This window comes from Cellulomonas sp. (assembly GCF_015234515.1).
GTDB lineage: Bacteria > Actinomycetota > Actinomycetes > Actinomycetales > Cellulomonadaceae > Cellulomonas.
In genome coordinates, this window is the sequence record NZ_JADGMY010000034.1 from 59227 (window position 1) to 83643 (window position 24417).

Annotated in this window: 20 protein-coding genes; 11 read left to right on the forward strand and 9 right to left on the reverse strand. The window is 72.6% G+C overall.

All coding sequences use genetic code 11. The features are described 5' to 3' along the window. Window positions 1-23 precede the first annotated feature (23 nt). The 3 genes from msrB (at window position 24) to IR158_RS18400 (ending at window position 1860) form a co-directional block, all read left to right on the forward strand. Entirely contained in the window at window positions 24-446 is a 423-nt protein-coding gene (gene msrB, locus IR158_RS18390) for a peptide-methionine (R)-S-oxide reductase MsrB (RefSeq protein ID WP_291815675.1), read from the forward strand. A 130-nt stretch (window positions 447-576) separates the two neighbouring features. Next, window positions 577-1338, forward strand: coding sequence for an NERD domain-containing protein (locus IR158_RS18395; protein WP_291815677.1), 762 nt, complete (start codon window positions 577-579; stop codon window positions 1336-1338). A gap of 60 nt (window positions 1339-1398) precedes the next feature. Then, entirely contained in the window at window positions 1399-1860 is a 462-nt protein-coding gene (locus IR158_RS18400; protein ID WP_291815680.1) for a MarR family transcriptional regulator, read from the forward strand. A gap of 9 nt (window positions 1861-1869) precedes the next feature. On the opposite strand, the gene IR158_RS18405 is transcribed toward IR158_RS18400, so the two are convergent. Then, complete coding sequence (locus IR158_RS18405) at window positions 1870-3426, reverse strand: MFS transporter (protein ID WP_291815766.1); 1557 nt, start codon at window positions 3424-3426, stop codon at window positions 1870-1872. A gap of 209 nt (window positions 3427-3635) precedes the next feature. Further along, a complete protein-coding gene (locus IR158_RS18410; RefSeq protein WP_291815684.1) occupies window positions 3636-5102 on the reverse strand; it encodes a sugar porter family MFS transporter in 1467 nt (488 codons plus the stop codon). 273 nt (window positions 5103-5375) lie between these two features. Here IR158_RS18410 and IR158_RS18415 point away from each other — a divergent pair, with 273 nt between their 5' ends. The 3 genes from IR158_RS18415 to IR158_RS18425 all read left to right on the forward strand — a co-directional run bounded on the left by IR158_RS18415 (window position 5376) and on the right by IR158_RS18425 (window position 7820). After that, the gene (locus tag IR158_RS18415) at window positions 5376-5948 is read left to right on the forward strand and encodes a hypothetical protein (protein ID WP_291815768.1); all 573 of its coding nucleotides are present in this window, start codon (window positions 5376-5378) and stop codon (window positions 5946-5948) included. Window positions 5949-6188: 240 nt separating this feature from the next. Then, window positions 6189-6809 (forward strand): DUF47 family protein, encoded by a 621-nt coding sequence (locus IR158_RS18420; protein ID WP_291815687.1) that lies wholly within the window; start codon window positions 6189-6191, stop codon window positions 6807-6809. A 6-nt stretch (window positions 6810-6815) separates the two neighbouring features. Beyond that, a complete protein-coding gene (locus IR158_RS18425) occupies window positions 6816-7820 on the forward strand; it encodes an inorganic phosphate transporter (protein WP_291815689.1) in 1005 nt (334 codons plus the stop codon). A 4-nt stretch (window positions 7821-7824) separates the two neighbouring features. On the opposite strand, the gene IR158_RS18430 is transcribed toward IR158_RS18425, so the two are convergent. Genes IR158_RS18430 through mshD form a run of 3 tightly spaced genes read right to left on the reverse strand, consistent with a single transcriptional unit; the run spans window position 7825 to window position 12103 of the window. Next, entirely contained in the window at window positions 7825-8805 is a 981-nt protein-coding gene (locus IR158_RS18430; RefSeq protein WP_291815692.1) for an NUDIX hydrolase, read from the reverse strand. Next, window positions 8802-11039, reverse strand: coding sequence for an RNA degradosome polyphosphate kinase (locus tag IR158_RS18435; protein ID WP_291815695.1), 2238 nt, complete (start codon window positions 11037-11039; stop codon window positions 8802-8804). Before IR158_RS18435 ends, IR158_RS18430 begins: the two co-directional genes overlap by 4 nt. Beyond that, the gene (gene mshD, locus IR158_RS18440) at window positions 11036-12103 is read right to left on the reverse strand and encodes a mycothiol synthase (protein WP_291815698.1); all 1068 of its coding nucleotides are present in this window, start codon (window positions 12101-12103) and stop codon (window positions 11036-11038) included. Before mshD ends, IR158_RS18435 begins: the two co-directional genes overlap by 4 nt. 121 nt (window positions 12104-12224) lie before the next feature. Here mshD and IR158_RS18445 point away from each other — a divergent pair, with 121 nt between their 5' ends. Beyond that, window positions 12225-13475 carry an NAD(P)-binding domain-containing protein gene (locus IR158_RS18445; protein WP_291815701.1) on the forward strand — a complete coding sequence of 417 codons (1251 nt, stop codon included), beginning with the start codon at window positions 12225-12227 and terminating at the stop codon, window positions 13473-13475. An 88-nt stretch (window positions 13476-13563) separates the two neighbouring features. Here IR158_RS18445 and IR158_RS18450 read toward each other — a convergent pair whose 3' ends face one another. The 4 genes from IR158_RS18450 to IR158_RS18465 form a co-directional block, all read right to left on the reverse strand. Beyond that, window positions 13564-14205 (reverse strand): hypothetical protein, encoded by a 642-nt coding sequence (locus tag IR158_RS18450; RefSeq protein ID WP_291815704.1) that lies wholly within the window; start codon window positions 14203-14205, stop codon window positions 13564-13566. Window positions 14206-14723: 518 nt separating this feature from the next. Next, complete coding sequence (locus IR158_RS18455; protein WP_291815708.1) at window positions 14724-16148, reverse strand: cellulase family glycosylhydrolase; 1425 nt, start codon at window positions 16146-16148, stop codon at window positions 14724-14726. Window positions 16149-16400: 252 nt separating this feature from the next. Beyond that, on the reverse strand, window positions 16401-18368 hold the full coding sequence (gene acs / locus IR158_RS18460) for an acetate--CoA ligase (RefSeq protein ID WP_291815770.1): 1968 nt from the start codon (window positions 18366-18368) through the stop codon (window positions 16401-16403). Window positions 18369-18547: 179 nt separating this feature from the next. Beyond that, window positions 18548-19411, reverse strand: coding sequence for a hypothetical protein (locus tag IR158_RS18465; RefSeq protein WP_291815710.1), 864 nt, complete (start codon window positions 19409-19411; stop codon window positions 18548-18550). 262 nt (window positions 19412-19673) lie between these two features. On the opposite strand from IR158_RS18465, the gene IR158_RS18470 reads away from it, so the two are divergent. The 4 genes from IR158_RS18470 to IR158_RS18485 all read left to right on the forward strand — a co-directional run bounded on the left by IR158_RS18470 (window position 19674) and on the right by IR158_RS18485 (window position 24411). Next, window positions 19674-21053, forward strand: coding sequence for an OFA family MFS transporter (locus IR158_RS18470; protein ID WP_291815713.1), 1380 nt, complete (start codon window positions 19674-19676; stop codon window positions 21051-21053). Then, window positions 21050-21235, forward strand: a complete 186-nt coding sequence (locus IR158_RS18475; RefSeq protein WP_291815716.1) for a hypothetical protein — start codon at window positions 21050-21052, stop codon at window positions 21233-21235. Before IR158_RS18470 ends, IR158_RS18475 begins: the two co-directional genes overlap by 4 nt. 401 nt (window positions 21236-21636) lie before the next feature. Continuing rightward, window positions 21637-23304, forward strand: coding sequence for an extracellular solute-binding protein (locus IR158_RS18480; RefSeq protein WP_291815719.1), 1668 nt, complete (start codon window positions 21637-21639; stop codon window positions 23302-23304). 93 nt (window positions 23305-23397) lie between these two features. Continuing rightward, entirely contained in the window at window positions 23398-24411 is a 1014-nt protein-coding gene (locus IR158_RS18485; protein WP_291815721.1) for a sugar ABC transporter permease, read from the forward strand. Window positions 24412-24417: the final 6 nt, after the last annotated feature.

Sequence of the window (24417 nt, forward strand, 5' to 3'; positions counted from 1 at the left end):
GGCGGCACCGGGAGGAGCCTGACGTGACCGAACCCCGTGCGTACCCGGTGACCAAGAGCGACGCGGAGTGGTCGCTCGAGCTCGAGCCCCAGGAGTTCGCGGTGCTGCGGCGCGCCGGCACGGAGCGCGCGTGGACCGGCGCGCTGCTGGACGAGCACCGGGAGGGCGTGTACCGCTGCCGGGCGTGCGGCAACGAGCTGTTCCGCTCGGACACCAAGTTCGACTCGCACTGCGGGTGGCCGAGCTTCTTCTCCCCGCTGGCGGGGGACCGTGTCGAGCTGCTCACGGACCGGACGCTCGGCATGGTGCGGACCGAGGTGCGCTGCGCCCGCTGCGGCTCCCACCTGGGACACGTGTTCGACGACGCGCCGCAGACGCCGACGGGGGACCGCTTCTGCATGAACTCCGTCAGCCTCACGTTCGAGCCGACGGCGCACGACGGGTGACGGGTGTCGCCCGGAGGTGAGAGGGCGGCAGGACCGTCGGGGTGACGACACGCCGCGACACGCCGCCCCGCGCGGAAGTCCCCCGTGGACGGTACTGAAGTAGCAGGCGCTGCGTGCCGATAATGCGGACGTGGACGAGGTCCTGAAGGTTCGGCGATGGCGGCGGTACGGCGCCGACCGCCTGTACGTGACCCACGAGACGGGTGCGCGCGTGGGTTCCGTCGACCTCCAGTCCGGCGAGGTCGTCGCGGACGACCCGGTCCTGGAGGCCAGGGTCCGCCGTGCCGCGCAGGCCTACCTCAGGTCGGACGTCCCGGAGCTGGTCCTGCCCGTCACCTCGGAGCTGGCGTCGATCGACGCGCTCGAGGACGCCGGCATCGGGGCCTGGCTCGGCGAGGACGACGACCACCCGCGCGGCGAGCGCGGGAGCCCCGTGCGGCTGCGGCTGGACCGCCTCGCCGACGAGGGCTGGCAGACCGTGCACGACGTGCCCCTGGGCCGGCAGGGCACGGTCGTCGAGCACCTGCTGATCGGGCCCGGGGGGATCTTCACCGTCACGGAGCGACGGCACCCGGGCAGCCACGTGCGTGCCGCGGCCCGCACCATGCACGTCGACGGGCGTGCCGTGCCCTACCTGCGTGACGCCCGGCTCGAGGCCTCGCGCGTCCAGGGGCTGCTGCACTCCGCCGGCTGCGCGGGCGCCGGCGTGCGTGCGGTCCTCGTCATCGCCGGCGACCTCGAGCGGGACGTGCAGGACCCGCCGCAGGACATCCTGGTCATCGCGCGCCACGAGGTGCCGAACCTGTTCCGACGGATGCCCGAGCGGCTGGACCCTGCCAGGGTCTCCGCGGTCGCGCACGTGGCCCGCCGCCGCACCACCTGGGCCCGCTGAGCCGGACGCCCGTGCGGCCCGCCGGTCCCGCGCCCGTCCTCGCTGCGCCAGGATGAGCACATGAGCGATGACCCGGTCCTGCGTGTCGAGCGCGAGCTCGGGCTCTTCATGCGCCGGGCGCGCGCCGCCTCCGCAGGGCTCGCACGCACGGTCCACCCCGATCTCGACTCGTCCGCGTACCTCCTGCTGGCGACCGTGGCGCGCACGCCGGGTACCCGCACGAGCGACCTCGCCGACCTGCTCGGCGTCGGGCGCGGCACCATGTCGCGCCAGGTGACGCGCCTGGAGCGCCTGGGTCTGGTGACGCGCTCGGCCGACCCGCGCGACTCACGGAGCCAGCCCCTCACGCTCACGGACGAGGGTGCGCGTCGGCTCGCGCACGCCCGGACCGGCCGCCAGGAGTACATGCGGCGATCCCTGGACGGCTGGCGCGTCGAGGAGCTCACGCAGCTCGCCGACCTGCTCGCGCGCCTCAACGCGGACCTGGTGGCGGACGCCGAACGGTCCGTCGACCCTGCTTGAGGGCGGGCGTCAGCGCGACGCCGCGGGGGTGTCCTGCGCGAAGGCCGTCTGCGCGGCGAGCCGCTGCTCGACACCCGACGCGCGTCCCAGCGGGACCTCCCGCAGCGCGATCACCGCGACGAGCGCGAGCAGCGCGACGGGTGCCCCGATGAGGAACAGCTCCGCGACGCCCACGCCGAACGCGTGCTCGACGACCTGGCGGACCGGGCCGGGGAGCGTCGCGAGGTCGGGCAGCGACGTCGAGCCCCCGGAGCCCAGTGCGGAGGCGGGCACGCCGATGCCCGCGAGCCCGTCGACCATCAGGTGCGAGACCCGGTTGGACAGGACCGCGCCCAGCGCCGAGACGCCGATGGCACCACCGAGGGTGCGGAAGAACGCGACGGTCGCGGTGCCCGCGCCCATGTCGGTGATCGCCAGCGTGTTCTGCGTCGCGAGGACGAGGTTCTGCATGAGCATGCCGACACCCGAGCCCAGCACCAGCATGTACAGGCCGACGAGCGTGAAGCTCGTGTTCTCGTCGATCGTGCCCATGAGGCCCAGGCCCGAGGTCAGGAGCACCGCTCCGACGACCATGACCTTCTTGTAGCGGCCGCTGCGGGAGATGGCCCGCCCCGAGAGCGTCGAGGCGAGGAACGTGCCGGCCACCATGGGGATGGTCAGCAGGCCGGACTCCGTGGGCGTCCTGCCGCGCGCCAGCTGCATGTACTGGCTGAGGAAGACCTGCGTGCCGAACATCGCGATGCCGACGGCGACCGACGCGATGATCGCCAGCACGACGGTGCGGTTGCGGAACAGGTGCAGCGGGATGATCGGCTCGGCGGCGCGCGACTCGACGGCGATCACGGCGACGACGCCCAGCAGGGTCCCGCCGACCATGACGCCCGACTGCCACGACACCCACGCGAACGACGATCCGGCGAACGTGATCCACAGCAGCAGCGTCGCGATCGACGCGGAGAGCAGCAGTGCCCCGGCCCAGTCGATGCGGACCCGGCGCCGGACGACGGCGGGCAGGCGCAGCGTGCGCTGCAGCACGACGATGGCCGCGACGGCGAACGGCAGGCCGACGAAGAAGTTCCAGCGCCATCCCGCGGCGTCGGTGATGACGCCGCCGAGCAGCGGGCCGCCCACCATGCCGACGGCCATCACGGCGCCCATGAGGCCCATGTACCGGCCCCGCTCACGCGGGCTGATGATGTCGGCGATGAGCACGGTGCCCAGCGCCGTGAGACCGCCCGCGCCGATGCCCTGCAGGGCGCGCATCCCGATGAGCATCTCGGTGCTGTGCGACAGGCCGGCCAGCGCGGACGACAGCACGGAGACCACGAGGGCGAGCTGGACGAGGAGCTTGCGGTCGACGAGGTCGGCGAGCTTGCCCCAGATCGGCGTCGACACCGTGGTGGTCAGGAGCGTCGCGGTCACGACCCAGGTGAACGCCGACTGGCTGCCGCCGAGGTCGGTGATGATGCGCGGCAGGGACGTCGACACCACGCTCGTCGCGAGGATCGAGACGAACATCCCCAGGAGGATCCCGGAGAGGGCCTCGAGCACCTGGCGGTGCGTCATCGGGATGCTCGAGGGGGTCTCGACGGCACTGCCGTCGACAGAGGTGGTGGTGCTCACGCGTGCTGCTCACTTCCGGGCGCGGGGACGGGGGCGACCGGGCGTCGTCGGCGGTCGAGGGCGGGCCGGAGGGACGATTCCGACAGTTGCTCGGGGCAACGCTACGCTGAGTAGTTACCTCAGGCAACATGTTCTGTGCCACACGCGCGACGTCAGGCGGGCGTCCGCCGCCCGCGACGCTCGACCTTCAGGCCCTCCATGTCCTCGAGCTGCACGCCCTTGGTCTCCGGCACCTTCGTCAGGACGAAGACGAACGAGATCAGCGCGAAGGCCGCGTACATCAGGTAGGGGACGGAGGCGCCCCACCGGTCCAGCATCTCCGGGAACGACAGGGTGATGAGGAAGTTGGCGACCCACTGCGCGGACGCCGCGACGCCGAGCGCCGCCGCGCGGATCCGGTTCGGGAACATCTCGCCCAGCAGCACCCACACCAGGGGCCCCCACGTCGCACCGAAGAACACGACGAACGCGTTGGCCGCGACCAGCGCGATCACGCCCCACGACCCCTCGAGCCGGATGTCCTCGCCCGTGCCCGTCGCGTTCATGAACGCGACGGCCATCGTGGCCAGGGCGACCGTCATGCCCGCCGACCCGACGAGCAGCAGGGGCCGGCGTCCGACCTTGTCGATCAGGCCGATGGCGATGAACGTCACCGCGACGTTCGTCACGGCGGTGATCGTCGAGATGAGGAACGACTGGCTCTCCTCGAAGCCCACCGCCTGCCAGAGCGTCGTCGAGTAGTAGAAGATCACGTTGATCCCGACGAACTGCTGGAACACCGACAGCAGGATGCCGACCCACACCACGGGCAGCAGGCCCAGCACCGGACCCCGCAGGCTCGCCTGGTTGACGAGCGCCTGGTCCGTACGGATCGTCTGCTCGATCTGCGCGACGCGCTCCTCGGGGTCCTCGTCCGCCCCGAGCACGTCCGCCAGCACCGCGCGTGCCTCGTCGCGGCGCCCCTGGGAGACCAGGTACCGCGGCGACTCCGGGATCCGCATCGCGATGATGCCGTAGACGGCGGCCGGGACGACGCAGACCAGGAACATCCAGCGCCACGCCTCCAGGCCGAACCACAGCTCGCTCGACGCGCCGCCCGCGGTCGTGGCCAGCAGCTGGTCGGACAGCAGCGCGGCGAAGATGCCGAGCGTGATCGCGAGCTGCTGCAGGGAGCCGAGCCGGCCGCGCATCGCGGCCGGGGCGATCTCCGCGATGTAGGCGGGGGCGATGACCGACGCGATGCCGATGCCGATGCCCGCAATGACCCGCCACAGCGCGAGGTCCCAGGCGGAGAACGCGAAGCCCGACAACAGGGAGGAGACGAAGAACAGGATCGCGCCGAGGACCATCACGCGCGTGCGGCCCCACCGGTCCGACAGGCGCCCGCCGAGCCACGCCCCCTGCGCGCACCCCAGCAGCGCCACCGCGACCACCAGCCCGGTGACGACGCCCGAGAGGTCGAACTCGCCCTGGACCGCGTCCACCGCGCCGTTGATCACCGAGCTGTCGAAGCCGAACAGGAAGCCGCCCACCGCGGCGGCGATCGCCAGCGCGACGGCCTTGCCCTTGTACTTCCCGGTCCCCGCCGGTGACGAGCCCCTGGACGTCGCGTCGGCCATGACCAGCACCCCCTCGCCCGGGCCCGTCCCGGTCAGACCCACTGTGAACCGCGGGACCCGACCCCGCACGTCGGCGCCGCGACGCAGGCGGGGCGGCGCGGCAGGCACGTGCGGCTGGTGGTCGGCGCCAGGGCGAGAGATCATGCCGCCGTGAGCGAGCACGGGACAGGCAGCAGCGGCGGAGCGGACGGCGGCCGGCAGGGCGGCGGAGGCAACCCGGGCGGGCGGCGGTACCACCGTCCGGTCGTCGTCGACCCCGCGGTCGCCGACGAGCTGCCGGGCGCGCTCGACCCGACGTTGCGCGACGAGATCGCGCACACCACCGCCAACGCGCTCGTGCGGCACGGGCGCGCCACCGAGGACCCGCAGGTCGTCGCGCGGCTCGTGGCGCTGGTCGAGACCGAGGGGCTCGACGTGGTCGCCGCGATGTGGGCCGACAGCCCGGCCGACACGCTGCCCGGCGCGCTGTGGCGGCTCTACGTCCTGCGCGAGTGGGTCCGTCGCGACCCCGAGACGGTCGCCGACCGGTACCGCCAGGGGGTTGCCGCCGCGCCCGTGCACGACGTCGTCGCCGGCGTCGTCGACAGGCCCGGGCCGGACGACGTGCGCACCGTGGCGGACGCCGTGCTGTCGGGCGTCTACACCGGTGACCTCGCCACCGCGCTCGAGCGTGCCGCCGCGTTCTGCCAGGTCCTGGCCACGGGAGCAGCGTTCGACGCCGACCACCTCGACGCCCTCGACCCGGGTGCCGCCGCGCGCCAGACCCGCGGCGCGGCCTCCCTCGTCCGGACAGCCGAGGAGCTCGCGCACGCCGCCCAGCTGTGGCGGGCGGACCGGCTGGAGTGACCCGTCCCGAGTACAATGACGGAGCGACGTCGGGTCGGTAGCCCCGGGCTCCATCATCAGCCGCTTCGAGCGGCCTCGCGCCGTCAGGCGCTCCGGCCCGGCGTCGCACACATCACACGGTTCAGCGGCGCACCGTGCCCGCCCGGGCCGGAAGTCCCGGCACATCCGGTGTTCGGCGCCCGTTAGGCTGAGCGGGCCCCGTCCCTGGGGCGTCCACCAGTCGATGACCCGGAGCCCTCCGTGCGCCTGCGCCTGACACCGCGCGATACCTCGTACTTCGACCTCTTCGCCGCATCCGCCGTCCATCTCGTGACGGGCGCGAACCTGCTGGCGGAGATGCTCGGTGCCGATCGCGCCACCCGCAAAGAGCTGAACAAGCGGATGGCCGCGGAGGAGCACGCCGCGGACGACGCGACGCACACGATCATGCGTCGCCTGAACCAGACCTTCGTCACACCCTTCGACCGCGACGACATCTACGACCTCGCGTCGAGCCTCGACGACTGCATGGACTACATGGACGAGGCCGCCGACCTCATGGTCCTGTACAAGATCGGGGAGCTGCCCGCCCGCGTCTCGGACCAGGTCCAGGTGCTGCAGCGCGCCGCCGAGCTGACGGCCGAGGCGATGCCGCGGCTGCGCTCGATGGAGTCCCTCCAGGAGTACTGGGTCGAGATCAACCGCCTGGAGAACCAGGCGGACAAGTCGCACCGCAAGCTGCTCGCGGAGATGTTCGACGAGATCGCCGACCCGATCCTCCTCATGAAGCTCAAGGAGATCGTCGAGAAGCTCGAGGACGCGGCGGACGCCTTCGAGAAGGTGGCCAACACGGTCGAGACGATCGCGCTCAAGGAGTCCTGAGCCCTCGTGGAACCTGTGCTGGTCGTCTTCGTCGTCGCGCTCGCTCTCGGGTTCGACTACACGAACGGTTTCCACGACGCCGCCAACGCGATCGCCACGTCGGTCTCGACGCGCGCGCTCACGCCGCGGGCGGCGCTCATCATGGCCGCGGTCATGAACTTCCTGGGCGCGCTGCTCGGCACCGAGGTCGCCGAGACGATCGCGACCCAGATCGTGGACCTGCAGTCGGCGTCGTCCCACAGCGCGCTCGTCGTCATCCTGTGCGCGCTCGTCGGCGCCATCACCTGGAACCTCGTCACGTGGTGGTTCGGGCTGCCCTCGTCCTCGACGCACGCCCTCATCGGCGGGCTCGTGGGAGCGGGTCTCGCCGGCGGGTTCGGCGTGTACGGCAGCTCGATCGTCGACAAGGTCGTCCTGCCGATGGTCTTCTCGCCCCTGATCGGGTTCACCCTCGCGTTCTTCGTGATGGTCGGCCTGCTGTGGCTCATCCGGAACCGGCCGCCCGCGCGGACCAACCGCCGCTTCCGGTTCGCGCAGACGGTCTCCGCGGCCGCCATGGCGCTCGGCCACGGCCTGCAGGACGCGCAGAAGACCATGGGCGTCATCTACCTGGCGCTGCTCACCGCCAACTGGGCGGACCCCGAGCACGGCATCCCCCTGTGGGTCAAGCTGGCGGCTGCCGGGGCGATCTCGCTCGGCACGTACGCGGGCGGGTGGCGCATCATGCGCACCCTGGGACGCAAGATCATCGAGCTCGACCCCGCGCGCGGGTTCGTCGCCGAGTCGGTCTCGGCCGTCGTGCTCTACGTCAACGCGTTCTACCTGCACGCGCCGGTGTCGACGACGCACACGATCACCTCGGCGATCATGGGCGTCGGCGCGACCAAGCGCCTGTCGGCCGTGCGCTGGGGAGTCGCCAAGAACATCGCCGGTGCGTGGATCCTCACGATCCCCGCAGCAGCCGCGGTGGCCGCCGTCGTGTTCTGGATCGTGCACCCGATCCTGGGCTGAGGCCTCAGTCGGGCGTCGCCGGCGACGGGTGGCGCTCGACCGCCAGCACCCGGACGCCGCGCGGCGTCTCGCCCCGGTGCGCCACGAGCAGCTCCGCCGGCGCCAGGAACGGGTTCTTCTCGGGCAGGGCGTCGGCGACCTGCCGACGGCTGTGCTCGGCGAGCACGTCCAGCACCGTCGGCATCACGGGGCGGTGCGTGCACAGCACCGCGTCGCGGGGGTCGACCAGCAGCTCCTGGACGATGGCGCCGACGTGCGCCGGTGACTCGTCGTGCTTCGCCTCGGTGAGGCCGTCGGCGACCTCGGGCCGGACCCCGGCCGCCGTCGCGTACGGGGCGACGCTCGCGGCGCACCGTTCCCAGCGGCTGGTCACGACGCGGCCGACGCCGAACGCGGCCAGGACGGGCACCGCGGCCACCGCCTGCCGCAGCCCGAGGCCGGTCAGCGGGCGGTCCTCCTCGTCACCGCCCCACAGGCTGCGCTTGCGGGCCTGCCCGTGGCGCGCGACCACGAGGGACCGCGTGCTCAGCCGGCCCCGCTCGTGCGCCTCGACGAGGGCGTCGAGGGGGCGCCGGTCGGCGCCCCGCGTCAGGCGCCGTGCGGCGTCCCCGACGTCGAACCACTCCCACAGGTCGATCTCCGCGCGGTCGGCGTGCGCCACCGGGGGGCGGGCACCCAGCGGTGCCTCGTCGCCGCGACCACCCTGCCGGGCCGCCCAGTAGTGCACGAGCTTGCGCCGGCCGTCGGACAGGCGGTACTCGAGCCCGGGCAGCGGGATCCCGAGCACCACGGCCATGCCCGTCTCCTCCTCGACCTCCCGGACCGCCGCGACGGGCGCGATCTCACCGGGGTCGAGCTTGCCCTTGGGCCACGACCAGTCCCGGTACCGCGGGCGGTGCACGAGCGCGACCTGCAGGCGTCCCGTGCGCACGCGCCACACCAGCGCCCCGGCGGCCACGACGGGGGCAGGGGCGGGCGCCTTCACCGCGCAGCGCCCGGACGACGCCTCTGGCGGTGGATCAGCACCTCCTGCAGGTCCACCAGCGGTCCGTCGGGACCGACGTGGTGCCGGACCCACTCGCCGTCCGGCTGCAGGTGCCACGACGACGTCGCGTCGTCCATGGACTCCTCGAGGTAGTCGACGAGCTCGCGGACCTGCGCGGGGTCCGCGACGCGGACCAGTGCCTCGACGCGGCGGTCGAGGTTGCGGTGCATGAGGTCGGCCGAGCCGATGTAGACCTCGGGCCCTTCGAACCCGTCCTCGCCGGGTGTCGCGACCGTGTGGCAGAACGCGAACACGCGGGAGTGCTCGAGGAACCGCCCCAGGATCGAGCGCACCCGGATCGTCGCGGACATGCCCGGGACCCCCGGGCGCAGCGCGCAGATCCCGCGCACGTTGATGTCGACCGGGACGCCCGCCTGCGACGCGCGGTACAGGGCGTCGATGATGGCCTCGTCGACCATCGAGTTCACCTTGATCCTGATCCACGCCGGCTCGCCGCGCCGGGCGGCCTCGGCCTCGCGCTCGATGCGCTCCAGCAGCCCCGAGCGCACGGAGCGCGGTGCCACCAGCAGGCGGTGGAACCGGGACTTGGGCGCGTACCCCGACAGCTGGTTGAACAGACGCGTGAGGTCCTGGCCGACGTCCGGGTCGGCGGTCAGCAGCCCGAGGTCGGTGTACAGGCGCGCCGTCTTCGGGTGGTAGTTGCCCGTGCCGACGTGGCTGTAGCGGCGCAGGCCGTCGGCCTCCTGCCGCACGACGAGCGACAGCTTGCAGTGCGTCTTGAGCCCCACGATCCCGTAGACGACGTGCACGCCCGCCTGCTCGAGCTTGCGGGCCCACGAGATGTTGTTCTGCTCGTCGAACCGTGCCTTGATCTCGACGAGCGCGAGGACCTGCTTGCCGGCCTGCGCCGCGTCGATGAGGGCGTCGACGATGGGGGAGTCGCCCGACGTGCGGTACAGCGTCTGCTTGATGGCCAGCACGGCGGGGTCGGCCGCCGCCTGCTCGAGGAACGTCTGCACGGACGTCGAGAACGAGTCGTACGGGTGGTGCAGCAGGATGTCGCGGGCGCGGATCGCCGCGAACACGTCGGTGGCCGACGCGGACTCCACCTCGGCCAGGTGCCGGTGCGTCACCGGGACGAACCGCGGGAACTGCAGCTCGGGGCGGTCCTGGTCGGCGATGAGGTTCAGACCCGTGTGGTCCAGCGGCGCGGGGAGCTCGTACACGTCGTCCTCGGACATGGCGAGCTCGCGCACCAGGAACTTGCGGACGCGCGGGCTGATGCCCTCGGCGACCTCGAGGCGCACCGGCGGGCCGAAGCGGCGCCGCAGGAGCTCCTTCTCCATCGCCTTGAGGAGGTTCTCCGCGTCGTCCTCCTCGACCTCGAAGTCCTCGTTCCGGGTGATGCGGAACGTGTGGAACTCACGGACCTCCATGCCGGGGAACAGCATGTCGAGGTGCTGGGCGATGACGTCCTCGACGGGCACGAACGACATGGGCCCGCGCTCGGGGGCGGCGGTCTGCGGGACGGGCGCCGACGGGCGGCCGGCCGCGTCGACGGCGATGTACCGCGGCAGCAGCGGCGGCACCTTGACCCGCGCGAAGTGCTCCTTGCCCGTCGCCGGGTTGACGACGCTCACGGCGAGGTTCAGCGAGAGCCCCGAGATGTACGGGAACGGGTGCGCCGGGTCCACGGCGAGCGGCGTCAGCACCGGGAAGATCTGCCGGCGGAAGAACTTGTGCAGGCGGTCCTGCTCGGCGTCGCCCAGGTCGTCCCAGCGCACGATCGTGATGCCCTCGGCGGCGAGCGCCGGCTGGACGTCGCGCGTCAGCACCTGCGCGTGGCGCTCCATGAGGGTGTGCGCACGCTCGCTGATCGCCTCGAGGACCTGCCGCGGGGACAGCCCCGAGGCCGCGGTGACGGCGATCCCGGTCGCGATGCGCCGCTTGAGCCCGGCGACCCGCACCATGAAGAACTCGTCGAGGTTGGACGCGAAGATCGCCAGGAACCGCACCCGTTCCAGCAGCGGCAGGCTCGCGTCCTCCGCGAGCTCCAGGACGCGCTGGTTGAACGCCAGCCAGGACAGCTCCCGGTCGAGGAAGCGGTCCTCGGGCAGCGGCTCGTGCAGCGCGGGCGCGAGCGCCTCGGGGGCCTCCACGTGCTCGGCGATCCGTTCCGCCAGCGCCGGGTCGATGGGGGGAGCGTCGGTCATGTGCTCATCGTGGCACCGTCGGGTGGACTCGTCGTGTCGGCGTCGTCCGCCTGGACGACCGGTGTCCCGCGGGGCGGGCTGCCGGCCGCGGGGGGACCGAACATGACGTCGACCGCCGTCCGGGCGAACCCGGCGCGCTCGTAGGTGTGCACCGCGACCGTGTTCTCCGCGCCGGTGTAGAGGATGACGGTGCGCAGCCCCCGGTCACGGAGGTGGGCCAGCCCCAGCGAGGTCAGCGCACGGCCCATCCCCAGACCCTGCGCGAGCGGGTCGACGCCCACGACGTAGATCTCGCCGACCTCCTCGCCCGGTGCGCCGTCCGGCGCGGTGCCCGCGGGGTGGACCTTGGTCCACACCGACCCGAGCAGCCGGCCGTCCCGCTCCGCCAGCAGGAAGCCGGCAGGGTCGAACCACGGCTCCGCCTCGCGCGCCCGCAGGTCTGCCGAGGTCATCCGGCCCTGCTCCGGGTGGTGCGCGAACGCGCGGGCGTTGACCCGCCGCCACGCCTCCTCGTCCTGCCCGGGCACGAACGGGCGCACCTCGACGCCCTGCGGGAGCCGCGGGGCCGCCGGGGGGTGCTCCGTCAGGTCGAGCGCCATGCGCCACAGCTCGCGCACCACGACCATGCCCATCGCCGTGGCGGTGGCCCGGGCGGCAGGCAGGTCGCCGTGCGCCCAGACCTGCAGCCGACGTCCGGGGACCCGCTCGGCCTCGTGCACGGCACGCGCCAGCAGCGCGCGTCCGACGCCGTGGCGACGGTGGGCCGGGTCGACGACGAGCTCGGCGCGGGCGGTGGTCGAGCTGCCCACGTCGAGCTGCGCGTACCCGACGAGCCCGGCGTCGGTGCCGTCGGGCACGTCGCCGCCGGTGGGCTGCGTGGCGAGCAGGTGGACGACCGGGGCCTGGTCGTCGGACAGCCACAGCAGGGGCTGCTCGGACAGGGGCGGCACCCCGTCGTGGCGCATCGCCTCGTGGTGCAGCATCCGGACGGCGTCCGCCCGCGACGCGGGCAGGGGACCGGTGACGGCCGTGAACGACGTCGGGACCTCGGTGTCGGACGACATGCGCCCATCCCATCACGGACGGCGCCGCCGGGGCCCTGATCCCGGGGTGATCCGTCGGTGCGCGCCGCGGCCGCGTCGGCTGGGCACCCCCTCCCGGATCTCCCGGTACCGTGGACGCGCCATGCCCCGTCCTCCCACGCACCCGCCGGCTCCGGAGGGCCGACGTGCGCGCCGGGACCGGAGCCGGCCGCGGACCGTCGAGGTGGACGTCGTCGTCGTGGGGGCCGGACAGGCCGGCCTGTCCACCGCGTACCACCTGCACCGCACCGGCCTGGTGCCCGTCGGCTCGGCCGGCTGGGAGCGGGCGCGCGGCACCTACGTCGTCCTCGACGACAACCCGCGTGCGGGCGGTGCGTGGCAGCACCGGTGGCGCTCGCTGACGATGGCCGACGCCCACCGCGTGCACGACCTGCCGGGCATGCCGTTGACGATCGTGGACGCGTCCGAGGCGGCCGCCGACGCCGTCCCGTACTACTTCGCGCAGTACGAGGAGGCCTTCGGGCTGAACGTGCAGCGTCCGGTCCGCGTCGAGCGCGTCGAGCGGGCCGAGGAGGCCGAGAGGGACGACCCGCGGTTCGTCGTGACGACCCGGCACGTCGAGCACCCCGACGAGGTCGTCGTCTGGTCCGCGCGAGGGATCGTCAACGCGTCGGGCACGTGGGGCAAGCCGTTCTGGCCGGCGTACCCGGGCCGGGCGACGTTCCGGGGCCGGCAGCTGCACACGCGCGACTTCCGCACGGCGGCCGATCTCGCGGACGGCCACGTCGTGGTGGTCGGGGGCGGGACCTCGGCAGTCCAGCTGCTGCTGCAGATCGCGCAGGTCACGACGACGACGTGGGTCACCCGCCGGCCGCCGGTGTGGACGGAGGCGGAGTTCACCCCCGAGCTGGGCCGCGACGCCGTCGGGCGCGTCGAGGACCGCGTGCGCGCCGGGCTGGTGCCCGAGTCCGTGGTGTCGGTGACGGGCCTGCCGCTGACGGCGGCGTACCGCGCCGGGATCGACGCCGGCGTGCTGCGGGCGCGCCCGGTGTTCTCCCGCATCGTGCCCGAGGGCGTCGAGTGGGAGCCGGGTGCGGGTGGCCTCCCCGGTCCGCGCGGCGACGGCGGTGCCGGCACCGGCGGGTGGGTCGACGGCCCGCCGTCCGTGGCGGCGCGCACGATCCTGTGGGCCACGGGCTTCCGGGCGTCCCTCGACCACCTCGCGCCACTGGGTCTGCGTGGCCCCGGTGGCGGCATCACGATGGACGGCACCCAGGTGGTCGCCGAGCCGCGCGTGCAGCTCGTCGGCTACGGCCCGAGCGCGTCGACGATCGGCGCCAACCGCGCCGGCCGGGAGGCCGCCCGCCGCCTGCGCCGCGCGCTGGGCTGGTAGCACCCGCGGGGTCGGAACACCCGGAAGTGGTCACACCGGGGACCTTCCCGGGGTTCTCCTTCCGGCAGATGTGACCATTTCCGCGGGGTCACGTCAGGCGGGCCCGTAGGCGGGCTCGGCCGGACGCCGTCAGGGTCGAGGTGCGCAGCAGGTCGAGCCACGGGCGGATCCGGGCAGGTGCGTGAGGGCGCCCGAGTGTGCTGTCGATGTCGCGGAGCACCGCGACAGGGTCCCGGCACAGGTCGGCCGCGACGTAGCCTCGCCTCGTCCACCCGGCGGCCGTCAGTGCCCGGTCCCGTCGGAGATCCCTCGCGTGAGCCTGCGCCGTGCGGTGGACGCCACCGTCGTACTCGTGCAGCACCCGCGTCGCGGGGAGCCACAGGTCGCCCCGCGCCACGAACACGCCGTCCGCCGTCCGGACGACGTGCTGCGGGATCACCGGCGCACCCACGGTGACGTGCAGCAGGCGCAGCACGGTCTCCCACGGTGACTCGCTGCGAGGATCCGCGAGGCCGAGCGCCCGACGCAGCAACGGCGCACCCCGGCCGCGTTGCCCGACCACCTCCGCGATCTCGTCGGCAGCGCAGCCGCCGCGCAGGGCGGAGTCGACCAGCACGACCAGGTCGAGCAGCCCGAGGTCGCGTGCGCACGCGAGCAGCGCGGTCGCCGGTGTCGCCACCCGGACGCCGTCGACGCGGATCGCGGGCACGTCGCGTGCGACGCGGGTCACGCGGACCCCCTCGCGCCGGGACCGCGGCTGGGCGCCCGGTTGGTCGACCAGCACCGGGAGGTCGGCAGGGAGCGCAGGCAGCCACCACCGTGCAGACGCGCGGCCGTGAGGTGCGAGAACGCTGCGGACGCGGGCAGCACCGCCTGCCACGCGGCGAGGTCCACCGTCGAGGGGCGCCGGTGCAGCCCGTGCGCGACGCGGACCCAGCCGGGCCCGCACCTGCGCCCTACGAGCACCCCGTGCGAGCCGTCCCTGTCCACCGGACGAGCCTCGCGCACCCACGAGCACGACGGAGGCACCGCACGCAGACCTCGTGGACGACGTTCCCGCAGGCGGCGCCTGTGGTCGGGTCGGCAGGCCCGGACGGAAGTGGTCAGGTCTGCCGATCCGTGGGTGCGGAAGTGGTCACGTCCGCGACCACATCCGGCTGCGCTCGGCGCCGGGGACGGGTCGGCCCCGCCCTGGAGGGGAGGGCGGGGCCGACGGTGACGCGCGCGTGGCGCGTCGGTACGGGTGGGTCAGCGGCAGCTCACCGCGACCGCGCCGGTCGGGGCGGAGCCGGAGCCGATGAACCCGTAGGTCACGGTCTGCCCGGCGCCCAGCCGGCCGTTCCAGGCCGCGTTCGTGGCGGTCACCGTGCTGCCGGTGCTGCTGAACGTGGCGCTCCAGCCCTGCGAGACGGACGCACCGCCGGGCAGGGTGAAGGAGGTCGTCCAGCCGGACAGGGCGGCGGACCCCGCCGTGACGTCGACCGTCCCCTGGAACCCGCCGGGCCACGCGTTGGAGACCGTGAGCCGCGCCGTGCACGCCCCGCCCGGGCTCGTCGTGGGCGTCGCCGTGGGGGTGGGCGTGGCGGTCGGCGTGGCGGTCACCGTCGGGCTCGCCGTCGGCGTGGGCGTCACGGTCGGAGTGACCGTCGGCGTCGGCGTCGCACCGGAGAAGAACGTGGCCGTCCGCGCGGTCGCCCTGATGCCGTGGGGGCCGTCGAAGATCAGCGTGCCCCAGGCCGTCTTCTGGGCCGGGTCGAAGTTCGTGACCATGTCGAGGTACTCGACACCGCCGCCGTTGCCCGACCACGACCAGCCGTAGTAGCCGATGCCGCGCGCGACGGCCTCCCGCATGATCGTCGCCTCGTCGGGGTTGCCGTCCGAGTGGTCGTGCCCGAACTCGCCGATGACGAGCGGCAGGTCCTTCGCCGCGAAGGCGTCCAGGTAGGACGTGATGGTGGACGCCTGGGCGTACACGCCGTACATGTGGACGGAGAACAGGGTGTTGTGCTCGGGGTCGGCGGCGGCGACGGTGGCGGCCGTGTCGCGCATGACGCCCTTCCAGTCCTGGCCCCAGTTGGGTGCGTCGACGACGATGTTGTGACGCAGGCCGGCCGCGCGGACCTTCTTGATGGCGTTGGCCGTGTCGGTCGTCCAGGCGGTGACCTGCGGCTCGTTGTTGCCCGTCGGCTCGTTGCCGATGTTGATCTGGATGAAGTCCTCGGTGCCCTGCAGCGCGGACCTCAGCGAGATGAAGTAGTCGGCGGCGGTGTCCAGGCTCACGGCGCCCGACTGCTCGCCGTAGCCGGTGGTGTCGTGGTTCTCGAGCATGCAGACCAGCTGGTTGGCCCGGCACAGGGCGATGACGTTCGCGACGTCGGTCGCGTCGTTCTCGGTCCAGCGGTCGCCGCCGGACAGCACGACGCGCAGCGCGTTGGCGCCGGCGGCCCGGATGGCAGGGATCGCCGTGGGTGTCTGCGAGGTGTACCAGGTGTGCGCGTGGCTGACGCCGCGCGCGACGAAGGGGGTGCCGTTCTGCTCGACGAGCCGGGCGCCCGAGATGTGCAGGCCGACGGGATCGGCCGCGGTGGCGGTGGTGGCGGCGGTGGTGATCCCGCCGACCACCAGGAGCGCGGTGGCACAGGCTGCTGCCGCGCGCAGGGAGGTGCTCTTCATCGACGTCCTCGTTCCGCGAAAGGTGTCCGGGGTCCGCCGTCGCCGCCGACGTGCGGCGGGACGGGGGTGCGGGCGTCAGAAAACCAGCGGGCCCCGGGCCCCTCCATCGGTGAAGCGTTTCGCCGCGACATCAGGCGAAGCGCTTCTCCTGCGGACCCGGTGTCGGACGGGCACGGCGGCCGCCTGCCGGGCGTCCCGGACGGCGAACGGCCCGGGACGACGTGCGTCCCGGGCCGTCACGACGGACCGCGCTCAGTCCTCCGACGCCGCGACCGGCGTGGCCAGCCCCTGCGCGATGAGGTCCATCACCGACGAGTCGGCCAGGGTCGTCGAGTCCCCGACCTGCCGGTTCTCCGCCACGTCACGCAGCAGGCGCCGCATGATCTTGCCGGACCGGGTCTTGGGCAGCTCCGCCACCACGAGGATCTGGCGCGGCTTGGCGATCGGGCCGATCTCCTTGGCGACGTGCGTGCGCAGCGTCTCCTGGACCGTCGCCGCGTCGGCCGCGTTGCCCTCGACCACGTCGCTGCGCAGGATCACGAACGCCACGACCGCCTGCCCGGTCGTCTCGTCGGTCGCGCCGACCACGGCGGCCTCGGCGACCCACGGGTGCGACACGAGCGCCGACTCGATCTCCGTGGTCGACAGCCGGTGGCCCGACACGTTCATGACGTCGTCCACCCGGCCGAGCAGCCAGATGTCGCCGTCGTCGTCCTTCTTCGCGCCGTCCCCGGCGAAGTAGAGCCCGGCGAAGCGCGACCAGTACGTGTCCTTGTAGCGCTCCGGGTCGCCCCAGATCCCGCGCAGCATCGACGGCCACGGCTCGGTGAGCACGAGGTAGCCGCCGCCCCCGTTCGGCACCGGCTGCGCGTCGTCGTCGACGACGTCCGCGGCGATGCCGGGCAGGGGCACCTGCGCCGAACCTGGTTTGGCCGCGGTGACGCCGGGCAGCGGGCTGATCATGATCGCGCCCGTCTCGGTCTGCCACCAGGTGTCGACGACGGGGGTGCGGTCCCCGCCGATGACGCGGCGGTACCACATCCACGCCTCCGGGTTGATCGGCTCGCCGACCGAGCCGAGCACGCGCAGGGACGACAGGTCGAACTTCCCGGGGATCTCCGCACCCCACTTCATGCAGGTGCGGATCGCGGTCGGCGCCGTGTACAGGATCGTCACGCCGTACTTCTGCACGATCTCCCACCAGCGGCCGCGGTGCGGCGTGTCCGGCGTGCCCTCGTAGATGACCTGCGTCGCGCCGTTGAGCAGCGGCCCGTAGACGACGTACGTGTGCCCGGTGATCCAGCCGACGTCGGCGGTGCACCAGTACACGTCCGTCTCCGGCTTGAGGTCGAAGACGTTGAGGTGCGTGTACGCGGCCTGCGTGAGGTACCCGCCGGTCGTGTGGAAGATGCCCTTCGGCTTCCCCGTGGTGCCGGACGTGTAGAGGATGAACAGCGGGTGCTCGGCGTCGACGTCCACGGGCGTGTGCTCGGGCGACGCCGCCTCGACCGCGTCGTGCCACCAGACGTCCCGACCCTGCGTCCACTCCACCGGCTGGCCCGTACGACGCACGACGAGCACGTGCGCCACGCTCGGCGCGCCCTTCGCGAGCGCCTCGTCGACCGCCGGCTTCAGCGCCGACGGCTTGCCGCGACGGAACCCGCCGTCGGCGGTCACGACGAGCTTGGCCTCGGCGTCGAGGATGCGTGAGCTGAGCGCCTCGGCGGAGAAGCCGCCGAACACCACGGAGTGCGGCGCTCCGATCCGCGCGCACGCGAGCATCGTCACGACCGCCTCGGGGATCAGCGGCAGGTAGATCGCCACCCGGTCGCCCGTGCGGACGCCCAGCGCGGTCATCGCGTTGGCCGCCCGTGACACCTCGCGCAGCAGGTCGGCGTAGGTCAGGGTGCGGGTGTCACCGCCCTCGCCCTCGAAGTGCAGGGCGACGCGGTCACCGCGGCCCTCCTCCACATGGCGGTCCACCGCGTTGTACGCGGCGTTGAGGCGACCGTCGGCGAACCACCGGGCGAACGGCGCGTCCGACCAGTCGAGGGTCTGCGTGAACGGCGTCGACCACGTCAGCAGATCGCGCGCCTGGTCGGCCCAGAACCCCGGGCGGTCGGCGTTCGCCCACGCGTAGGCGTCGGCGGTGGCGTTGGCCTGGGCGGCGAACTCGGACGACGGAGGGAAGCGGCGCTCCTCCGACAGCAGGTTCTCCAGGCCGTGGGCGCCCGGGGAGTTCGGTGGTGCGTCGGTCGGCGGGGCGGCAGACGGTTCGGTCACGTTGTCTCCTACGCAGCGGCTTCGGTGCGACGGTGGGGCTGACCTGTGCGGTCTCGTCAGGGGACCTTAGTCCCGGAGGTCCGGTTCGCGCACCGTGCTGCGGAGATGCGGTGACGTCAGGCCGTCCTGTTGCGCTCGCGGAAGGTGCCCAGACGCACGCCGTGCCGCCGCGCGAGCGCGGTGACCACACCGCCGGCGAGCAGGAGCACGGCCGCGGCGATGGTGGTGCCGGAGGTGCCCGCGACGGTGACCTGCGTGGCCGTCCGGCTCCAGGCGTCCGCGTCGACCACCTCGAGCGTGGTGGCGCGCGCGATGCCCGGCGCGTACAGCTGGATGCCTCCCAGCGCCCCGAGGAGCAGCCCCGCCGTGACGGGCACGGCGGCCGTCCACAGGCCCAGGACGAGCAGCGCCGCGAGGAGCAGCGCGCCCGCGCTGACCAGCACGATCCCGAGCAGCTCGAGCGAGGCGTCCCAGCCCTCGACCTGGACGTCGAGGATGCGGCTCTGCCCGAGCAGCAGCAGGCCGATCGCGGCCGGCGCGAGCACCAGGCCGACCAGCACCCCCAGCACGTGCGTACCGGCGTGCGGCGTGCGCGGCGCGTGGGGGTCCGGGAAGAGCTCGTCGTCGGTCTCGGGGCGCTCGGGTGCGTCGTCCGGACGGCCGCGGGCCCCGGCCCCGGTGGGCGTGTCCCCGGCGGTGGCGTCACGTGCGGGTGCACCGGGCGTGGCCGGCGAGTCCCCGGGTGTGGCCGGTGCGGTGGGCGCACCGTCCGTCGAGGTCGGCGGCGCCGTCCGTGCGGGCCCGGACGCGACGACGGGGTCGGGTCGCTCGCTCCCGGGTGTCGAGGCGGTCGCAGGCCGGGGCGGCGTGGGGGCGGGCCGCTGCACCGCGTGGCGGCCGGTGTCGGTGTCCGCGGCCTCGCTCGGCGTCGCACGCGTCTCGCCGGCGTCGCCGGGGCGCTGGGGGTCCGTGGTGCTCACGCGTGCTCCTCGTGGTCGCGGTGCGCGTCGGGGACGCCTGCTCGGCCACGGTATTGCGCCCGCCGGTTGTGCGCCTCGCGGCGCGCGGGCCGTGGCGGTGGGGGACCTAGGTCCCCGCGGTCGCTCGCGGGCCCGCGGGCGTAGACGGGAGCACCATCCGTTGGCGCTCCCTGGCATGACGTTGGTCCCTCGGGGCCCGAGCGACCGCCCTCCACGATGTGCGTCATGCCCAACGCAGGGCGCTGACCTGGGAGGACTCCTGATGAGGTGGCTGGACAAGAGTCGTACGGTCGCGCCGCGCGGCTACAACCGGTGGCTCGTGCCACCGGCTGCGCTCGCGGTGCACCTGTCGATCGGACAGGTGTACGCGTTCTCGGTCTTCAAGAACCCGCTGCTCGATCGGTTCGGGACCAGCCACACCTCGGTGGCCGTGATCTTCTCGATGGCGATCGTCATGCTGGGCCTGTCGGCGGCGTTCGGCGGCAAGTGGATGGAGCGCAACGGACCGCGCAAGGCGATGGTGCTGTCGGCCGTCTGCTGGGTGACCGGGTTCCTCGTGGCGGCGCTCGGCGTCTCGCTCGGCCAGCTGTGGGTGGTGTACCTCGGCTACGGCCTCATCGGCGGCATCGGCCTGGGCATCGGCTACATCTCGCCGGTGTCGACGCTCATCAAGTGGTTCCCCGACCGTCCGGGCCTCGCCACGGGACTGGCGATCATGGGCTTCGGGGGTGGTGCGCTCGTCGCCTCGCCGCTGACCGCCAAGCTGCTCGAGACGTACGCGCCCACGCCGTCCGAGGCGATCGTGCCCACGCTGCTGACGCTCGCGGCGATCTACGCCGTGCTCATGACGTGCGGCGCGGTGACGATCCGCGTCCCGGCGCCGGGCTGGCGGCCTGACGGCTGGACCCCGCCCGTCGCCGGCACCAACCGCATGCAGTCGCACGCGGACGTGCGGGTCGCCAACGCGGTGCGCACGCCGCAGTTCTACCTGCTGTGGATCGTGCTGTTCACCAACGTCACGGCCGGCATCGGGATCCTCGAGCAGGCGTCGCCGATGATCCAGGACTTCTTCCCGGCGGTCACCGCCGCGACGGCCGCCGGGTTCGTCGGGCTGCTGTCCCTGGCGAACATGGGCGGCCGGTTCGTCTGGTCGACCACGTCCGACAAGCTCGGCCGCAAGCGGACGTACATCATGTACCTCGGCGTGGGGGCGCTGCTGTACGGGTGCCTCGCGGCCGTCGGCGCCTCGGCGGTCGGCCTGTTCGTCGGCCTGACGTTCGTGATCGTCAGCTTCTACGGCGGCGGCTTCGCGACCATCCCCGCGTACCTGAAGGACCTCTTCGGGGAGCTCGAGGTCGGGGCCATCCACGGGCGCCTGCTCACCGCGTGGTCCGCGGCGGGCATCGCCGGACCGCTCATCGTCAACGGCATCGCCGACGCGCGCAGCGCGCAGGGTGTCACGGGCGCCGAGCTGTACCTGCCGTCGCTCGTCACGATGTGCGCGGTGCTCGTCGTGGGCTTCGTCGCCAACATGCTCGTCCGCCCGGTCGCGGCCCACTTCCACGAGCCTGCCGCCGACGCCGCCGTCGTCACCCCCGCCGAGCCCGTGGGCGTCGGCGCCACCACCGAGGAGACCCGATGACCACCACCCGGCAGCAGGGCGCGGACGAGTCCGTCGCCACGGACGACGTCGCCACGGACGTCGCCACGGTGAAGGGTGCGCCGGTGCGCGCCATGGCGCTCGCGCTGTGGGTCGTGGTCGGCTCGCTCCTCGCGTACGGGGTCGCCCAGACCGCCCTGAAGGCGTCCGCGCTCTTCGGCTGAGACCACGCGGCCACGCGCCGCCGTCGCACACCCGTGCGACGGCGGCGCTTTCGTGCGTCCGGGGCCCTCGCACCTCGTTCGGAAGGGGTCGCTGGACCTGCCTGAACCGGTACATTTGCCCGCGTCCGCCGCGGGGGAGCGATCCCACGAGCGGTCGTCATCTGTTCGTTATCGCAGGTTCTTGACTGTGCACTGCCTTGACGCCTAGCGTCCCGACACATCAACGGCTGTATCGTTAATACTCGGTACATGTCGCGATGAATCCGACGTGCCGCCGGCGACGATGCCGGCGGTCCGCCGGGCCGACGACGGACCGCAGATCGGGCGGGGTCGCCGGTGCTCGTTCCCTGCTCCAACGCCCGGGTCGTGGCCTGGGACGGATCTCGAAGAGGAGAGCCCTGATGGCACGTGCGGGAAACCTGGCAGGACGGCGGACGCGCTCGGCGCGAGCCGCCGGTGCGCTGACGCTGGTGGGTGCGCTGGCGCTTGCCGCCTGCGGCAGCGGGGACGGCGGGGAGACCACCGCCGACGGTGAGTCGAAGGACCTGGAGTGCTCGTCCGAGTCGGTGGCCGACGAGCAGTGGAAGGCCGCGGAGCCGCGCGAGTTCTCGCTGCTCTGGACGGACTGGGCGGACTACCCGATCACGGACACGTGGGAGTTCTTCGACGAGGTCGAGAAGCGGACGAACGTCAAGCTCAAGCTGACGAACATCCCGTTCAGCGACCACGAGGAGAAGCGCTCGCTGCTCATCAGCGCCGGCGACGCGCCGCAGATCATCCCGCTCATCTACACGGGCGAGGAGCAGCAGTTCGCCGCGTCCGGGGCCGTCGTGCCGCTGAGCGACTACGCGGACTACATGCCGAACTTCAAGAAGTACACCGAGGAGTGGGACCTCGTCGACATGGTCGAGGACCTGCGCCAGGACGACGGCAAGTACTACATGACGCCGGGCCTGCACGAGGTCTCGGTCCCCATGTTCTCGATGATCATCCGCAAGGACGTCTTCGACGAGGTCGGTGCGCCGGTCCCGGAGACGTGGGAGGACCTGCAGAAGGGCCTCGAGCTCATCAAGGCCAAGTACCCGGAGTCCACGCCGCTGGCCGACGGCTTCGAGGGTGGGGCGATCACCAACTACGCGGCGCACGCCTTCGGCACGGTCGCGGGCTGGGGCTTCGGCGACGGCGCGTGGTGGGACGAGAAGGCCGGTGAGTTCGTGTACGCCGGTACCACCGACGGCTACAGGGACATGCTCACCTACTTCAACGGGCTGACCGAGAAGGGCCTGCTCGACACCGAGTCCTTCACCGCGGCTGACAGCGGCGGCGGCACGGTGACCGAGAAGGTCGCGTCCGAGAAGGTCTTCGCGGCCTCCGGTGGCTCGTGGACCGTCCAGGAGTTCGCCACGGCGCTCGACGCGGCCGGTGTCACGGACTACGAGCTCGTCCAGATCGCGCCCCCGGGCGGCCCGGCCGGCCAGATGGTCGAGCCGCGCAACTTCTGGAACGGCTTCATGCTCACGGCTGACGCCGCGAAGGACGAGAACTTCTGCGACCTGCTGCACTTCACGGACTGGCTGTACTACAACCCCGAGGCCCGTGAGCTGATCCAGTGGGGCGTCGAGGACAAGCACTACACGAAGGACGCCGAGGGCAAGTACACCCTCAACCCGGAGTACACGCTGAAGCAGCTCAACCTCAACCCGTCGGGGACGATCGACCTCAAGAAGGACCTCGGCTTCGCGAACGACGTGCTCACCGGCTCCACCGAGTCCGTCGAGCTGAAGATGTCCTACAACACCCCGGCGTACGTCGACTACATCGAGGCCATCCAGGAGACCCGGACGCCGCGCGACCCGTTCCCGCCGCACCCGCTGGACGAGGCGGAGCTCGAGCAGTCCTCGCTGCTCGGCACGCCGCTGAAGGACACGGTCGACACGGCGACGCTCGCCTTCATCCTCGGGCAGCGCGACCTGTCGGAGTGGGACGACTACGTGAGCGGCCTGGAGGGCCAGGGCCTGTCGGGCTACATGGACCTCATCAACGGGGCCTACGAGCGGGCCAACAGCTGATCCTGAGCTGACGCTCCACCCGGCACGGTGGGCCGGTCCCTGCGACGGGGCCGGCCCACCGGGCCTCCGATCCCGCTCACGAAGGAGTGAGACATGAGCGCAGCTCATGCGACGGGCGACGCCCTCGCGACGACGACGCCGCCCGCGGGCACCGTCGCGGCGTCCCCGGAACGGCCGGTCCCGCCGCAGCGGCGGCGCACCGGCATGGTGAACTGGCGGATCGCGCTGCGGCGAGACTGGGTCCTGTACGCGATGGCCCTGGTCCCCGTGCTGTTCCTGCTGGTCTTCCGGTACGTGCCGATGTTCGGCAACATCATCGCGTTCCGCCGATTCCGACCCGGCGGCAGCGTCTTCGGTGACGAGTGGGTCGGCATGCGGTACATCCAGCTGTTCCTCAACGACCCGAACTTCTGGAACGTCTTCGGCAACACCGTCATCCTCGGCGGCCTCACGCTGCTCTTCTGCTTCCCGCTCCCGATCGTCCTCGCGCTGTTGCTCAACGAGGTCCGCAAGACGGCCTTCAAGCGCGTGATCCAGTCGATCTCCTACCTGCCGCACTTCCTGTCGGTGGTCATCGTCGTCGGCATGGTCATGCAGCTGCTGTCGCTGCAGGGCACCGTCAACCAGCTCATCGAGGCGACGGGCGGGGACGCGATCCCGTTCCTGCAGCGCGCCGAGTGGTTCCGCACGGTCTACGTCGGCTCCGAGATCTGGCAGACCGTCGGCTGGGGGACGATCCTCTACCTCGCCGCCCTGACCACGGTGGACGCCTCGCTGTACGAGGCCGCCCGCATCGACGGCGCCGGCCGGCTGCGCCAGACGTGGCACGTCACGCTGCCGGGCATCCGGCCGACGATGATCACGCTGCTCATCCTCAACATCGGCCTGTTCCTCAACGTCGGGTTCGAGAAGGTCCTCCTCCTGTACAACCCGCTGACCTACGCCACCGGTGACGTCGTCTCGACGTACCTCTACCGCGTGGGTCTCGTGTCCAACAACTTCAGCTACGCGACGGCCATCGGCCTGTTCCAGGCGATCATCGGCCTCGTGATGATCCTCTCCGCGAACTTCCTGTCGCGCCGAGTGGTGGGAGCAAGCCTGTGGTGACTCAGA